This window comes from Edaphobacter flagellatus (assembly GCF_025264665.1).
Lineage (GTDB): Bacteria > Acidobacteriota > Terriglobia > Terriglobales > Acidobacteriaceae > Edaphobacter > Edaphobacter flagellatus.
In genome coordinates this window covers 837,086-851,533 of the sequence record NZ_CP073697.1, presented here as the reverse complement: position 1 = coordinate 851,533, position 14,448 = coordinate 837,086, and the positions used below count along the sequence as shown (strand labels likewise).

The 14,448-nt window shown below is 57.9% G+C and carries 12 protein-coding genes; 9 read left to right on the top strand and 3 right to left on the bottom strand.

The annotated features are described in order from the left end of the window. The first annotated feature begins 422 nt into the window (after positions 1 to 422). From KFE13_RS03435 to mobF, 6 genes are all read left to right on the top strand, one after another. Positions 423 to 800, top strand: coding sequence for a single-stranded DNA-binding protein (locus tag KFE13_RS03435; RefSeq protein WP_260705784.1), 378 nt, complete (start codon positions 423 to 425; stop codon positions 798 to 800). A 65-nt stretch (positions 801 to 865) separates the two neighbouring features. Further along, positions 866 to 1,843 carry a CpaF family protein gene (locus KFE13_RS03430; protein WP_260705783.1) on the top strand — a complete coding sequence of 326 codons (978 nt, stop codon included), beginning with the start codon at positions 866 to 868 and terminating at the stop codon, positions 1,841 to 1,843. A gap of 11 nt (positions 1,844 to 1,854) precedes the next feature. Then, a complete protein-coding gene (locus KFE13_RS03425; RefSeq protein ID WP_260705782.1) occupies positions 1,855 to 2,169 on the top strand; it encodes a hypothetical protein in 315 nt (104 codons plus the stop codon). Positions 2,170 to 2,337: 168 nt separating this feature from the next. Continuing rightward, a complete protein-coding gene (locus KFE13_RS03420; protein ID WP_260705781.1) occupies positions 2,338 to 2,718 on the top strand; it encodes a plasmid mobilization protein in 381 nt (126 codons plus the stop codon). After that, positions 2,718 to 4,784: a type IV secretion system DNA-binding domain-containing protein gene (locus tag KFE13_RS03415; RefSeq protein ID WP_260705780.1), complete on the top strand. Its 2,067-nt coding sequence runs from the start codon at positions 2,718 to 2,720 to the stop codon at positions 4,782 to 4,784. Before KFE13_RS03420 ends, KFE13_RS03415 begins: the two co-directional genes overlap by 1 nt. A gap of 5 nt (positions 4,785 to 4,789) precedes the next feature. Beyond that, positions 4,790 to 8,143, top strand: coding sequence for a MobF family relaxase (gene mobF / locus KFE13_RS03410; protein ID WP_260705779.1), 3,354 nt, complete (start codon positions 4,790 to 4,792; stop codon positions 8,141 to 8,143). On the opposite strand, the gene KFE13_RS03405 is transcribed toward mobF, so the two are convergent. The 3 genes from KFE13_RS03405 to KFE13_RS03395 form a co-directional block, all read right to left on the bottom strand. After that, positions 8,144 to 8,548 carry a hypothetical protein gene (locus tag KFE13_RS03405; RefSeq protein WP_260705778.1) on the bottom strand — a complete coding sequence of 135 codons (405 nt, stop codon included), beginning with the start codon at positions 8,546 to 8,548 and terminating at the stop codon, positions 8,144 to 8,146. Positions 8,549 to 8,614: 66 nt separating this feature from the next. Beyond that, on the bottom strand, positions 8,615 to 8,899 hold the full coding sequence (locus KFE13_RS03400; RefSeq protein ID WP_260705777.1) for a KH domain-containing protein: 285 nt from the start codon (positions 8,897 to 8,899) through the stop codon (positions 8,615 to 8,617). Beyond that, the gene (locus KFE13_RS03395) at positions 8,896 to 9,528 is read right to left on the bottom strand and encodes an HD-GYP domain-containing protein (RefSeq protein WP_260705776.1); all 633 of its coding nucleotides are present in this window, start codon (positions 9,526 to 9,528) and stop codon (positions 8,896 to 8,898) included. Before KFE13_RS03395 ends, KFE13_RS03400 begins: the two co-directional genes overlap by 4 nt. Before the next feature lie 978 nt (positions 9,529 to 10,506). Between KFE13_RS03395 and KFE13_RS03390 the strand changes: the two genes are divergently transcribed. From KFE13_RS03390 to KFE13_RS03380, 3 genes are all read left to right on the top strand, one after another. Continuing rightward, positions 10,507 to 10,950 (top strand): hypothetical protein, encoded by a 444-nt coding sequence (locus tag KFE13_RS03390; protein WP_260705775.1) that lies wholly within the window; start codon positions 10,507 to 10,509, stop codon positions 10,948 to 10,950. A gap of 147 nt (positions 10,951 to 11,097) precedes the next feature. Continuing rightward, positions 11,098 to 12,618: a multicopper oxidase family protein gene (locus tag KFE13_RS03385; RefSeq protein WP_260705774.1), complete on the top strand. Its 1,521-nt coding sequence runs from the start codon at positions 11,098 to 11,100 to the stop codon at positions 12,616 to 12,618. Positions 12,619 to 12,641: 23 nt separating this feature from the next. Continuing rightward, complete coding sequence (locus tag KFE13_RS03380; protein ID WP_260705772.1) at positions 12,642 to 14,384, top strand: TolC family protein; 1,743 nt, start codon at positions 12,642 to 12,644, stop codon at positions 14,382 to 14,384. Positions 14,385 to 14,448: the final 64 nt, after the last annotated feature.

The following is a 14,448-nucleotide window of genomic DNA, read 5'->3' as shown; positions in this document are numbered from 1 at the left end:
GTCCTGCTGCAGCGCCGAAGAGCACGGTTACGGTGGCTCATTGCCGTCCTTCCCTGGACACGGTTGCAGCAGTGGAAAGTCTGCGGTTATGGCACATCTCCGTCACCGGGAAACGATGAGTGACTTGTGCCCATTGAAGCGTCTGCCGTCTCGTATCCCGTCCTCTGCTCGGGTTCACGCTTCGGGGCCATTCCGGCGCCCTGCGGCACGGCGTCGTTCTGCTTCGGCTGCGCCGCCCTTTCAGGGTCTCGGTTCCTCCCAAAAGAAGTTTGAAAGCCGCAGCAAAGAACGCTGCATAAACTTCTTTCGGGCCCCGCCAAGAAAGCACTCCTTGGCACTTGGGAGCCGGGCCCACTCGCTCGCTTCGCTAGGTGTGACCCGAGCAGGATACGGGAAATTCAAACGAAACGGAGATCATCACCATGTACACCAACAAAGTCACCCTCATCGGCTTCCTCGGAACGGATGCAGAAGTTCGCTCCAACGACGACCGCAGCTTCACCACCCTCTCACTCGCAACCAAGTCTTCCTACAAGAAGGACGGGAAGTATGTTGAGCACACTGAATGGCACCGTTGCATCGTCTTCGGCAAGAAGCTGGCGGAGTTCGCCGGCACGCTAAAGAAGGGCGCTCACCTGATGGTCGAGGGCGAGTTGCGCAGCCGGAAGTACGACAGCACAAAGACCAACTCGGAAGTGACCATCTGGGAGATTCGAGTGGATTCCATTCTCAAGCTGGACCGCGCGGCTAAGGCCACCGCGGATGAGCAGGAAGAAGAGTCCGAGGACGTGGCCGCATAGGCCACGTCTTTCACTATCTCGGAAGCTCGGCTAACGCCGGGCTTCGATCGCTGTGAGGTTCCGCTATGAGCTTCGATTTGATCCTCCCGTTCCTTCGGCCCATCGAGCAGTTGTTGCTTGACGACGGCGTGAGCGAGATCATGGGCAACCCCGATGGTTCGTGGTGGTTTGAAAAGGTGGGCAAGCTCACCTGCGCAGGGTCGGTTCGCTTCGATGCAAAGGCGCTTCGTACAGGACTTGAAATCATCGCCAATCACCTCGGAAAGCAGTTCGATGAATCTCACCCGTTATTGAACGTACAACTCCCGGACGGAAGCCGTCTTGCGGCGGTGCTGCCGCCGGTCGTGCGCCCCGGTCCGTCGCTCACCATTCGCAAGTTTGCCAAGGTTCGCTATACCCTTGCCGACCTCATCGCGCGCGGTGCGCTCACTGAGGAAATGAGTGAGTTCCTGACAGAACAGATTCGCAGCGGAAAGACGCTGCTCATCAGTGGCGGAACATCCAGTGGAAAGACCACTCTCCTGAATGCATTAGCGGATGCCATTCCAGAGGAAGAGCGCATCGTCGTGATCGAGGATACGTCCGAGCTGCGCATCTCGAAGCCGAACGTTCTGGCCACCGAATGCCAGGTTGAGTCCCTTGCCGGAGTCGTGGACTTCGCCACGCTTCTGAAGGGCGCTTTGCGGTGGCGGCCAGACCGCATCATTTTGGGCGAGGTACGTGGCGAAGAAGCTCGCACGTTGCTGGATTCATTCAACACCGGGCACGGTGGCTCATTGGCAACGATCCATGCCAATTCACCCACGAAGGCCCTGCGTCGATTCTGCGAGCTTGCTATGCGTTCGCACCAGCAATCGTTGCGCGATGACATCGCGGCGGAAGTTGCGGATTCCGTCGATTACGTCATCCAGGCGCAGCGTACTCAAGCTGGCCGTCGCATCACCGATGTTGCTCACGTCCAAGGTTTCTCGCGCGAAGCGAAATGCTTCTCGCTTGAGACGGTCTTTCCCAGCCTGCAAGAGTCATCTCTTTCCACCCACTAAAGGAGGTTGTAATGCCACTCATCGAAGTCACTCAAACCCGCCGCGTAACGGCCCACGTTCGGTTCAATGAACCCATCGTTATGCAGATCAACCAATACGCTGCTTTCATCGGTGCAACTCCCGATGAGGTCATCAACAAAGGTCTTGAATACCTGTTTGAAAAGGATCGCGAGTTTGCCACGTTCCGTACATCCGATCGTTGCAAGGATGTCCCAGAGCTATTGAAGGCCCGTCGCCCGAATGGTTCTAAGGCGTCTCGTGGACCTGCTAAGAAGCCCTCAACATCGGTGGAACCCGGTGAGTCTGTGGCGGTTCGGAAAGCATGATGCTCCATCGAACCCCTCGGCAGTACGGGAACCATGCTACGCATGGGGTGAAAGTTTACACTTCACCCCTCCAAGGGTCATGCAGGGTGCACTTAGGTGCACCTATTTAGAAACAACCACTTACCAAAGTCAGGTGCACGTAGGTGCACCTGGGATTTTGAGGTTTCTATGGCTCTCCTCGATCAGGAAGCTGCGGTGCCAGAAGGCACAGAACCAAACCAAAATCGCGTATGCCCCGTCACTGTGAAGCTTACGCAAGAAGAGCATCGCCGGATCACCGAATACGCTAACGCTTTGGGGCAAGCCCGCAGCGAATGGTTGCGCGACGTTGCTCTCAAAGAGTTGGAACGAGCTACCGACACAAACCGGTTGCGCCCAGAGCTGGTGGAATTGGTCGGATTGCGGATGATCCTTACCAACCTTTTGCGCCCAATTTCGCAGGCGAAGCCCATCACAGAGGAACGCTTCGAAGCCATCATGGCAGAGGTTCGTCGCAGCAAAGTGCAGGTCGCAAGCGACCTGGTTGCGAAGACAGAAGGAGGCCGCTGATGCCGACACAATGGGGCCGCAAGGAGACCATCATCTGGCCACCGCATTCGCCCATCTATACCTATGGGGCGACTTTCCTGGCCGTCGTTCTTATGGGCGCATTTCTCTACATGCGGTTCGCCTTTGCCATGACACCGCTACAGCAGTTCTACACGCCGATCTACATGCGGACCTCGCTCTCCGCCGAGCTTGGTAAGACCCGCAAGGATAAGTACCGGATGCTCTTCGAGGCAGGAAAGAATGTTCCTACAAAGCCTGCCGTGGAACCAGATGTTCTGCCCGGGGTCACCGAGCAACCGGGAACGAAACCGATTCCGCTGACGCTGACCGAAACCGCAGCCCGGCAGGGGTACATTGCTCTTTATCGAGGCGCAGAAAACAGCTACTTCGATGTCCCGCTGCGCGATTATCTTCGCCAGAGCGTGTATGGTGGCAACACGCTATGGGACATCTATAAGCAGCCGTTTGGCTTCGGCTTGCTCGCCCTTCTGGCTCAGCTTCCTTTCTCCATTCGGAAGGACATGAAGCGCCGCCGCGAATTGAAATATGGCCGGCGCCTGAAAGGGCCGGTGATGCTCACGCCTAAGCAATTCAACGGAACGATCGCCGGCGAAGGCATCGGGTTCAAGACCACCGAGGCAAAAGATTTAATGCGGATTCCGGCGCGTTACGAGTCGCAGCACATCGAGTTGATGGGCGACACCGGAGCCGGAAAAACCACTCTGATTATGCAGATACTTCGGCAGATTCAAGGCCGGGGACACACGGCCATTGTGTACGACCCGGCGTGCGAGTTCATTCAGAGGTTCTATGACGAAGGCCGTGGCGATATCGTCCTGAATCCCCTCGACAAGCGTTGCCCGTATTGGGGGCCAGCCGAGGAACTGCGCAGCAAGGCCGAAGCAAAGACGCTCGCCAAATCGCTCTACCAGCCGACCGACACCCAAAAGGACGAGTTTTTTACCAAGACGCCGCAGAAGATTTTTGCCCATCTCCTGCGCACTGGTCCGACTCCCCATCAACTCGCAGAGTGGATGGCGAACCCGGCTGAAATCGACAAACAAGTCGTCGGTACGGAGATGGCAACCATGATTGCCAAGGATTCGCCGCCGCAGCGTAACGGCGTGTTGTCGTCTCTCGGATTGGTGGCGGACAGCCTACGAATGCTTCCCACTCTGGAAGAAGCGGAGGGCCGAAGGTGGTGCGCCACGGAGTGGGCCGATCAGCGCAAAGGTTGGATCTTCATCACATCGCGTCCGACCGAGCGCGACGCTCTGCAGCCGCTTCATAGCCTTTGGATTGACTGGCTCGTTTTGCGGCTCCTGAGTGCTCCGAAGGAACACCAAACCCCGGTCTGGTTTGTGTTGGATGAGCTGGCCAGCCTCCAGCGGTTGCCACAGCTTCATACCGCTATAACCGAAAATCGGAAGTCGAAAAATCCGCTGGTGCTGGGCTTCCAGGGCAAGGCACAGCTCGAAACCATCTACGGTCATCTTGCCGAGGTGATGCTGTCGCAGCCTGCCACCAAAATCTTCCTGAAGACCACAGAGCCGAAGGCTGCCGAATGGGTGTCCAATGCCATCGGGAAGGTCGAAATCGAACGCATGAAAGAGACGCACTTCGATGGCACGCGCAACGGGAAAAATTTCACCATCGACCGTCAGGTGGAACCGCTTGTGCTCGATTCCGAAATCAGCGGCCTTGAGGACCGGCGTGCGTACTTGAAGCTCGGCAATAACGTAGCTCGCTTCGCATTCGATTACCTTGACCTGCCTGTTGTGGCAAAGGATTTTGACCGTCGTGCGGTGGCCGACGATGAACTGGACTATGACCCACAGCGTATGTCCAAAGCCATCGTCCCGCCGTCACCCACAGTCGATCTGGAAGACGAGGAAGCTCCGCACATTCCCGCCCCGCCAACAGTAGAAACGCCGATTGCGGTTGCCACTCAAGCGGAGATGCCCAAGCCCGATCCTGTGATGCCGCTGCCTCAGCCCGACGACCTATCCACCCCCATCTTTCCTCAATTTGTCGTCGCAGGCGATGGTCGATTTGAGCACGAGTAGATGCCATGTTCAAAGTCGCTCCAGAACCGCTCACGGCCGGGAAAGCGCAGGAGTATCACGTCAAAGAGTTCATTGCTGCCGAAAAGAACTACTGGAAAGAGCACGAACAAATTCCTACCGGATGGCAAGGAAAATTAGTGGACACCTTTGGTCTCAAAGGTGACGTCCGGGCCAGCCAATTTTCCTTACTGAGCGAAGGCCAGCATCCCATAACAGGCCAGCAGCTCATCCAGCATCGCGACGGGAAGGAATACACGAACGCCGAAGGCGAGACGGTCAAACCGCTTGAGCATCGCGCCGCATGGGACGCTACTTTCTCCGCGCCGAAGTCCGTCTCTCTTACGGCTCTGGTAGGTAGGGACAATCGCGTGCGGGAAGCACATCGCGAAGCCGTCTCGATTGCGCTGACGGAGTTGGAGCGGTACACGCAGGCCCGGCTAGGCGGCAACCGCCCTGCCGAGACTACGGGTCGTTTTCTCGTCGCAAAATTTGAACATGACACAGCGAGGCCGGTTGATGGCTACGCCGCGCCGCAGCTCCACACGCACACCGTCATCTTCAATATGACGACGCGGGAGGATGGTTCTTTCCGCGCTCTTCAATCCCACAGCTACTATGCGTCCCAGCAGTTTGCGACCGCCGTGTATCAAGCCGAACTGATGTACCGCCTGCGGAACCTTGGCTATGAAATCCAGGCCGGAAAGAGCGGAGCACCGGAGATCAAAGGCTACACGCAGGATTACTTGGACGCTTCCAGTTTACGCCGCCAGAAGATCGAAGAAGAGATGGCCAAGCGTGGTCAGAGCGGCCCGGAAGCGGCTCAGTTTGCCGCGCTCACCACCCGCGACCGCAAACAGCACCTTGGCCCGGAAGAGACTTTAGCCGCGCATCGCAAGCTGGCCGAAGAGTATGGCAACCAGCCCGAGAAAGTTATCGCTGCCGCACAGGAACGAATGCAGCAGCGCGGCCAGGAACAGGCACACAAGCCCGACGAGCAACAGCAGCGCGTGCGCGAAAGCGTGAGCTTTGCGAAGGCCCGCAACTTTGAGCGCGAGGCCATCACCGACGACCGAGGCATCATGCGCGACGCCTTACGTCGCGGCATGGGCGATGTGACGTATGCCGAGATTCGCGAGAATTTCCGGCGCCGAGAAGCGATGGGCGAGTTCTTGAAGGTCGATAGTCCACGGCACTATGCCGGGCAGCGGTATACCACTCGCGACATGCTCCAGGCCGAGCGCAGCAATATCGAGTTCATGAAGCGTGGGCAGGCCGTCGTGACGCCGATCATGTCAGCGGAAAGTGCCCGCTCTCATGCTGCGGAGCAGGAGCGGTTGAATCCTGCCCAACGTCGCGTTGTGGAGGAGGTACTGAGCACTACCGACCGCGTACACGGTTTGCAGGGTTACGCGGGTTCAGGCAAGACCGAGAGCTTACGAACCATCCGGGCCGGGGCCGAGGCCGAGGGCTTTGCCGTCGAGGGTTTCGCACCGACGAACCGTGCTGCGAACCAGCTCCGTGACGCCGGAATCAACGCGGAAACCTTGCAGCGGTTTCTTGCTCGCGGTGCAACGGGCGAGACAGCGGGAGATCCCGCCAGCCGCCATCTCTACATGGTCGATGAGTCCAGTTTGACAAGCACGAAACAGATGCAGGCGTTCATGGAGAAGCTGGGGCCGCAAGATCGGGTTCTGTTGATTGGTGACATTCGCCAGCACCAGGGCGTGGATGCGGGAAAGCCCTTTGAGCAACTGCAAGCGGAAGGGATGCGTACTTCGCAGCTTGACCAGATCATGCGCCAGAAAGAACAGCCGGAATTGCTCCGTGCTGTCGAATTACTTTCGCAAAACCACACCGTGGACGGAGTGCAGTTATTGCAGGAGCAAGGGCGCGTGCAAGAGTATGCGGGACGCCCCGAACGCATCGCTGCGATTGCCCGCGCCTACGTCACGCAGTCAGAGAACACGCTTGTCATCTCGCCCGACAACGCCAGCCGCATGGAGCTGAACCAGGCGATCCGCGCGGAGCTGCGAACGGTGGAAGCGCTGCGCGGAATTGACCGCGAATTCGCTGTGCTCATGCCCCGATCCGACCTCAGCAGCGCAGATCGAGTTTGGGCGGCGCAGTATCAGCCCGGCGATGTCCTCCAATACACACGCGGCAGCAAGGAATTGGGCTTGGAGCCGTACAGCTACGCGACCGTACGTGACGTGGATACGAAGCTGAATCAGATCACCGTGGAGCGTGAGGACTGCGGTCAGGTTTCCTATGACCCGAAGCGGCTGCAAGGCATTACCGCCTATCGGGAAGTGACACGCGAGTTTGCGGAGGGCGACCGGATTCAGTTCACGACCAACAACCGTGAACTGCAAATTGCCAATCGCCAACTCGGAACCATCGAGAGTATTCGTCCGCACGAAATGACCGTGCGCGTTGAGGGGCAAACAGCGCGCTCGGTTTCATTCGATCCTCAGCAAATGAGGCACTTCGATCATGGCTATGCAGTGACATCGCATAGCTCGCAAGGATTGACGGCAGACCGTGTGCTTATCAACGTGGAGGTCTCCGCTCACCGCGACCTCATCAACCAACGCTTCGCCTACGTCGCGGTCTCTCGCGCGGCGCATGATGTGCAGCTCTATACCGACAACGCCGCGCGGCTGACCAAAGACCTTAGCCGCGATGTCTCAAAGACTGCGGCGTTAGAACCCACTCAACAAAAAGCCGAACAGCCAAGAGGTGAGATGATGACCTACCGCAAAGAACACGTGGAAGGGATGCAGCCCTATCAACCAACTTCCCATGTGCCGCCATCCGTCTATGCCACGTCTCTTGACCGGGAGACCGTACTTACCGATCTTCGGTGGTCGCAGGAGCAAGCCAGAAATGGAGTAGACCCTGCTGACACCGCACGCGCCATCACGGAACGGCATCAGCATGATTCTGAGCCGGAGCACAATCAGCGTGCACTCATCGAGCGCTATGCTGACCGCGTTACAGAACTTGCCTACAGAGGGCCAGACATTCCGGTAGACCTGCAAGCCACGCACCTTGAACCGACTGCCGAGGAAAGGCGGCATTGGGAGCCGTTGGTTCAATCTATCGGGATAGAACATGCGGAGCCATTTGCATGGCGGAAAGAGCATGCGGAAATTCAAAGCTATCGGAATGACCAGAATCCCGGCTGGCTACACATCGACGCGCATGGCCAATTCTTCGACCGAAACGCGCAGCCCATCGCTGCGCAGGCGGCGCTGGAACCATTTGGACTCTCAACGGCAATCACACGAGGCAACGAACAAAGCGCAGGAATCAACAAAGACGGACCAACGGACAGCGGATACGGCATTTCGCTCTAATCACGTCGCTATCTCTTCGATTCCCGTCTTCTTAAGGCGCACTTCAAATACGAAGAAGACCGGCATAATTTCGTTGTGCAAACAATCGCCCGGCCCCTCTCGAAGCGATTCCCAATAGAAATGCTGCCCTGGTGGCAAACATGGCAGCACGGCATCCAATAAATCCCGGTCACTGGGGCCGCTGTATCGGTCTCGAAAGTGCGAGTCCGTCATTGAATTCAAATCGGTTTCAAGAGCCATTCTTGCTAAGTGCAGTTTGGCGCCTTGAGAGCCAAGAATAGATTCGAGCAGAGTAAGTTGTTCCGGCGAGAATCCCCCGACCGATTTGAGATTTGTGGTTATCTCAAATTCGCCGTAGAACTTCAGTTCAACCGGTGCTGTTAAGAGACGGCAGAATGGTTCCATTGCGCCCAACCTCCGTGTCACGTACCGAATGCACGTTGCGATTCGTTTCGTACATCCAAGGCAGAACTACGACTCAATCGTTTCCTGAATATTGAGCGCGTAGCGGTGGTGCAATTTCATGCTGGCGGCCGAGAGGATCATGCGCAGCGAGCGCGCTGTGCGGCCTCGCTTGCCAATGAGCTTGCCGGTGTCGGACGGAGCGACATGGACATTGAGCGTCGTAACGCCGTCGTTGCCGTCCAGACAATCTACTCGGATAGCGGCTTCATCGTCCACCAGATAGCGGACAATCTCATGCATGAGCCTCTGCATCGACGGTTCTTCCTTACATACAGGCTGGGAAAGTGTCATGTTTTCTTTTTCCTTAAACGGTTTCCCAGCGGACCGAACCGCTTTTTCGGCGCGTGTAATGCCGTCATCATTGTGGCAAAACCGGCTAAGAGATCGTGGTCGAGCCGGTTGCGCATCTTCGCCATAGTTGCCAACGCTTCGTCCCATTTCATAGCGGCAACATACGGACGCGGCTCCGTCATGGCCGCGAAAACATCACATAGAGTCACAATCCGGACGGCTGCGGAAATTTCGGGAGCCGTGAGCTGCCGGGGATAACCGCTGCCATCAAGCCGCTCATGGTGGTCGCGGGTTGTCGTCAGTAGCAATTCGTCCGTTTCGCCGTTTTCGAGCAGCATCTCGTATCCGAGGTATGTATGAGCCTGAACAATTGTTGTCTCTTCCGGCGTGAGAGGCGAAGGCTTTTGCAGGATGGCGGCTGGGACTTTGAGCTTTCCAATGTCATGCAGTAACCCGGAACGCTTTAAGGCGGTTTGCTGGTCTAGCGGCAGATTCAGGAAGGCGGAGAAGCATGCGCACAGTTCGGATACGTGCACGCAGTGCAGATGCAAAGTCGGGTCATGCGCACGTGCCGCGTTCATCCAGTACGTGTTACGGCGCGCCTCGTGTTTAGCCTCAAGAGGGATCAAGCTCGGCTCCTCGACAACGGTCCAAGAGCAACGACGCTTGCGGTGCGCCCCCGCAAACATTGCTCTATGAACCCAAGGTCGGGGAGTTCGAAAGCCGTTAGTGCGCGGCTCCTGTGACCTTTAGCTTTAGGGGCCTGGACATACGTCACAGGCTCCCCGACGCCAAAGGCATAGAGAGTTCCACGCGCCCGTAAGCGCGATTCGCACTAAGGGGTTTCGACACCCCAAGACGGTGCGTACCCGTCCCACCCTCCATCATCGTTGAAAAGCCGCGGGTTCAGCAAGGGCAGGATCTTTTGCTCCTTGGCCGCGTCGCGTCCAGGTTGCGTTGTCCGGCTGTTTGCCCACGCCGTATGGCGAGTACGTCCCTCCCAGCTAAGCTGGCCACCTGATGGGCGCAGGGATCTTCAAAAGCCTCCTCTGCGCCCGCGAAGACAAGCGATAATCAGGCTGCTCGACTCATCTGGAGGCACGACTCCGCGCAGATTCTGCAGGATCGGGCGCACTCCGCCATTTGCTGATCGTCGCCCACCGCTTCACAGTTCTCCGCACAGGTTGTGCAGATTTCGGCGCAGAGGGCGCATGTCTTCGAATGGAAAGAAGACTTGCGCAGCATGAAGTGGACCGAGCGCTCACAACTTTCGGCGCAGTCGAGGAGGGCTCGAATGTGGCCGGCTTCAGCGTGCTTGCCACCTTGTTGCAAACAGTAAAGGAGAGTTGAAGTGCAAATTTGGTGGCACTGGGTACAGTCGGCTATACACTTTTGCATTGCATCAGGGGTCTGAGACATGGCGGTACTCCTATTCGGTTGTCCCCTGGACCAGCGCCTACAGCCAGTCCGATTCCCGCACGGTTCAATTCGTTGCACCAAAGGGCAAACAAGGACCGACGAAATGCGTCAGTGACGGATTGGTGCTACAACTTTAACTGCGGGCTTGCCATCGCAGTTTGATAAGCACGCGGATTCCAGGAGCGACGATGAGGCTTCGAGCAATGACCGGAGGAGTATTGGCAGTCTTTCTGCTGGTCTTTTCCTGCGTGTCTGCTCGGTGTGAAGTTGTTTGCGAAACGGGTCCTTTCCACATGCATACGCAGGTTGAGTCCGCGAAGGCCGATACGAATCAACAGGCTTCCATGGACGACATGCCGGGCATGGACTGTGATGGTCCCAGCGCGAAATCCTCTCAAAACGGTGGGATCCAACTCAGCGCAAATATCAATTGCGACCACCATGCGTGTGAGCATGAATCCGTCGTCACGCAGCCTGAGCATACGTTGAAACTGGCTGCCTTCGTCGCGGTGTACGTTGCAACTCTGCATCCGCAGAAGCTGCAACTCGCCATCGGCTCTTTAGCAGCTTTCGAGACGCCGCCTCTGCGTGGCCTTACTCCCCTCGAACTGAATTCCATCCTTCGCGTCTAGTCCATCGCACTTAGCCATCACTGACATGTTTATGTCACTGGCCGGAGTGCGTTGCTTTGTCTCCACTACCCCTGGACCTTTGCTCCTGCACTTCGTGCCAGTGGCGCCAGAATCATTTGGCTTCACTTACCCACGGAGTTCTAAACCATGGCGAATCGCCGTTCTTTCTTACAGAGCGCGTTCGGTCTGGGTGCCGCATTGTTTTCGGCAGACCGGCTGTCCGCATCCACATCTCCATCCGCTGCTGAGCACCTGAAGAAGAGCCGCACGCGCGACCGTCGCGGTGCTTCCCATATCCCGGTGGTCACCACCGATATCGGCGATCTTCCCTACACCATGGATGGCGACGTCAAGGTATTCCACCTGATCGCGCAGGTTGTGAAGCAACAGATCGCTCCCGACAAGTACATCCATGCCTGGGGCTTCAACGGGTCGGCCCCGGGGCCGACCATTCAGGTGACCCAAGGCGACCGGGTCCGTGTGATCTTCGACAACCAGCTCCCGGAGCCGAGTTCGATCCACTGGCATGGGTTCGAGGACCAGATCCAGTTCGACGGTCAGCCCGGTGTCAGCCAGCCTCCAGTCAAGCCGGGCGGCCGGTTCGTCTACGAGTTCACGATCCATCAGGAAGGCACGTACTTCTATCACTCCCACATGGCGATGCAGGAGATGGCGGGGATGCTGGGCGCGTTCATCATGCATCCGAAGGAACCTTACCGCCCCCACTGTGACAAGGACTACCTCATCCATTTGCAGGAATACGCGGTACTGCCGAACAACACGGTGCCGAACACCATGAACATGGAGTTCAACTGGCTTGTCTTCAACGGCAAAGCCGGGCCGGCGACGACACCCTTGATCGCTCGTTTAGGCGACCGGGTGCGGATCAGGTTCGTGAATCTGGGGATGGACCACCATCCCATGCATCTGCACGGCCACACCTTCTACACCACTGGGACGGAAGGTGGCCGAATCCCCGAAAGCGCTTGGTGGCCGGGCAACACGGTTCTTGTAGGTGTGGCCCAGGCCCGGGATGTTGAATTCGTTGCCAATAATCCGGGCGACTGGATGGTGCATTGCCATCTGCCGCACCACATGATGAACCAGATGTCGTCGAACGTGGGCCGGATGACTCGCATGAGCGGTGGTATGCCCGCTGGCGGGGATATGAACACAGGGATGGGCATGCTCCGGGGAACCCCCGGAGCCCCTACCGGAGAAGACTACGGTCCGGCCCTCGGACAAGGTCTGGGTGGAGTCGGAAACGGCAACGATGTTTCGACCACCAACGGCCCTCTCTCGCCGGGGAAAGCACAGTCCGCGATGTCGGGCATGGACCATGCAAACATGCCGGGAATGCAACACGACAACATGCCTGGCATGGACATGTCTGGGATGCAGATGGAATCCGGAGACATCGCTCCGAATGCAACCAACGTGCCCAACTTCCCGCAGGACGCGTACATGGAAGGGCCGATGATGGCGATGGACAAGATGGTAGACCGCCCAGAGAACTATGGCCTCAATCCGGGATGGAGCCAGTTCATGCAGGGGATGATGACCTTCATCCGCGTGCTTCCCCCTGACAAGTATGACGAAGTGATCTCGCGGATGCGCGATACCAATCGTCCCAACGATCCTTACGCGTCTGTACTCAACCGCGGCTGATGAGCTTCCGCAGGAGAAATGAAATGAGACTTCCGTTGATGGTAGCCGCGCTTGTACTTGCGACAGGAGCCGCCGCCCAGGACAATTCGATGCCCGGTATGCAGATGCCGGCCAAGAGCCCGGCCAAACCGGCAAAGCAGCAAAGCCGTCCGGCTCCGAAGGCGAAGCAGCCTGCCAAGGGTCACGACATGTCCGGTATGGACATGGGACAGCACACCGGGCATACGACACCGCAACACGACATGGACAACATGCCTGGGATGCGGATGGACCACACCGGCCACGATGGAATGCAGGGTACGGACATGGGCCAGCATGATGCGGGAAAGCCATCGAAAGGCACCGACATGCAGAACATGCAGGGCATGCACATGGACATGCCCATGGCTGAAGCCCCACAACAGGGTTCCGTCACCCATGACACGCTCAGCTTGCAGGAACCGGAAAATCCCAGCCGGAAGACGGGCAAGAATGACCCGGTCCCGGAGCTGCTCAAAGATGTCGTAACGCGACCTCGGCAGAGCCTTGCCGACTTCCTGGCAATGTCGGATCGGTCGAACCCGACGGTGTCCCAAGCCAATGCGCTCGCGCAGCGTTCCGCCGCTCAGGCAAAGCAGGCGGGACTCTATCCGAATCCCAGCATCGGCTATCAGGGGGATCAGATACGTGGCGGAAGCTACGGGGGCGGCGAGCATGGCGCCTATGTTCAGCAGACCATTGTGCTAGGGGGAAAGCTAGGAGCTCGTCGCGATATCTATCGACAGCAACAGCGATCCGATGAGATTGGCGTGGAGGCGCAGACCTTCCGGGTACATGGCGATGTCTCTCGTGCCTTCTACGCTGCCCTAACCGCGCAGGCTCTCGTCGATGTCCGCCGCAGACTTCTAGGCGTTGCCTTGGATGCGGTCGAGACCGTTCACCAGCTGGCAAATGTGGGACAAGCCGATGCGCCCGATATTTTGCAAACTGAAGTCGAAGCAGAACAGGCAAAAGTTGACTTCCTATCGGCGCAACAGGAATTCCTTCAGCGTTTTCGCACTTTGGCCGCATACGCCGGTCAACGTTCCTTAGCTCCTTCTCTGCTTGCGGGAGACCTTGAGCATCCGCCTGAGATCGACACCGAACAACAGGTCGCCAACATCATCGCCAACAGTCCGGAGGTGCGCCGCGCCCAGCAGGAGATCGCAGTTGCGGAAGCGCGCCTCAAGGACGCCCGACGTGAGCCGATTCCAGACCTCACGTTGCGCGCGGGAGAGCAGTACAACGGAGAGCTGGTGCGTGAAAACCCCAACGTGCACGCCGGCCCCCAAAGCATTGCGAGCGCGAACCTCGCGATACCGCTCTGGAACCGCAATCAAGGCAACAAAGACGCCGCCAGGGTTGAGCTGGAACGGGCGCGACAAAGCGTGGCCCGTACCCAGCTCTTCCTGCAACAGCAAACAGCGCCGGTGGCGCAGTCCTACCAGACCGCACGCTTTACAGCGAACCGCTATCGCGAGGAGTTGATCCCGCGTGCGCAGCGCGCCTACCAACTCTACTTGCAGAAGTATCAGGCGATGGCACAAGCCTATCCTCAGGTTCTTGTCTCCCAGCGCACGCTTTTCCAACTGCAGGTCGGCTATCTCAATGCGCTCCATGAGGCGTGGGACAGCGCGGTCATGCTCCAGAACTTCAACCTGTCGGGCGGGCTTACCGAGCCAGAGCCAAGCGGCAGCGGTACTACCACCATCAACCTGCCTGCGACCGGCTCCGGCAGCAACGAATAGCGCGTGAGGAGACCCATTGTGAGAAATCACACCCTTTGGAAAACGGTGCTTTGTAGCGCCTTGT

What these genes read in the sequence shown, in the direction of transcription:
- KFE13_RS03430 (WP_260705783.1), top strand. Translation starts at nt 866, where the DNA reads ATGAGCTTCGATTTGATCCTCCCGTTCCTTCGGCCCATCGAGCAGTTG.
- KFE13_RS03420 (WP_260705781.1), top strand. Translation starts at nt 2,338, where the DNA reads ATGGCTCTCCTCGATCAGGAAGCTGCGGTGCCAGAAGGCACAGAACCA.
- mobF (WP_260705779.1), top strand. Translation starts at nt 4,790, where the DNA reads ATGTTCAAAGTCGCTCCAGAACCGCTCACGGCCGGGAAAGCGCAGGAG.
- KFE13_RS03415 (WP_260705780.1), top strand. Translation starts at nt 2,718, where the DNA reads ATGCCGACACAATGGGGCCGCAAGGAGACCATCATCTGGCCACCGCAT.
- KFE13_RS03380 (WP_260705772.1), top strand. Translation starts at nt 12,642, where the DNA reads ATGAGACTTCCGTTGATGGTAGCCGCGCTTGTACTTGCGACAGGAGCC.
- KFE13_RS03400 (WP_260705777.1), bottom strand. Translation starts at nt 8,899, where the DNA reads ATGACACTTTCCCAGCCTGTATGTAAGGAAGAACCGTCGATGCAGAGG.
- KFE13_RS03385 (WP_260705774.1), top strand. Translation starts at nt 11,098, where the DNA reads ATGGCGAATCGCCGTTCTTTCTTACAGAGCGCGTTCGGTCTGGGTGCC.
- KFE13_RS03435 (WP_260705784.1), top strand. Translation starts at nt 423, where the DNA reads ATGTACACCAACAAAGTCACCCTCATCGGCTTCCTCGGAACGGATGCA.
- KFE13_RS03390 (WP_260705775.1), top strand. Translation starts at nt 10,507, where the DNA reads ATGAGGCTTCGAGCAATGACCGGAGGAGTATTGGCAGTCTTTCTGCTG.
- KFE13_RS03405 (WP_260705778.1), bottom strand. Translation starts at nt 8,548, where the DNA reads ATGGAACCATTCTGCCGTCTCTTAACAGCACCGGTTGAACTGAAGTTC.
- KFE13_RS03425 (WP_260705782.1), top strand. Translation starts at nt 1,855, where the DNA reads ATGCCACTCATCGAAGTCACTCAAACCCGCCGCGTAACGGCCCACGTT.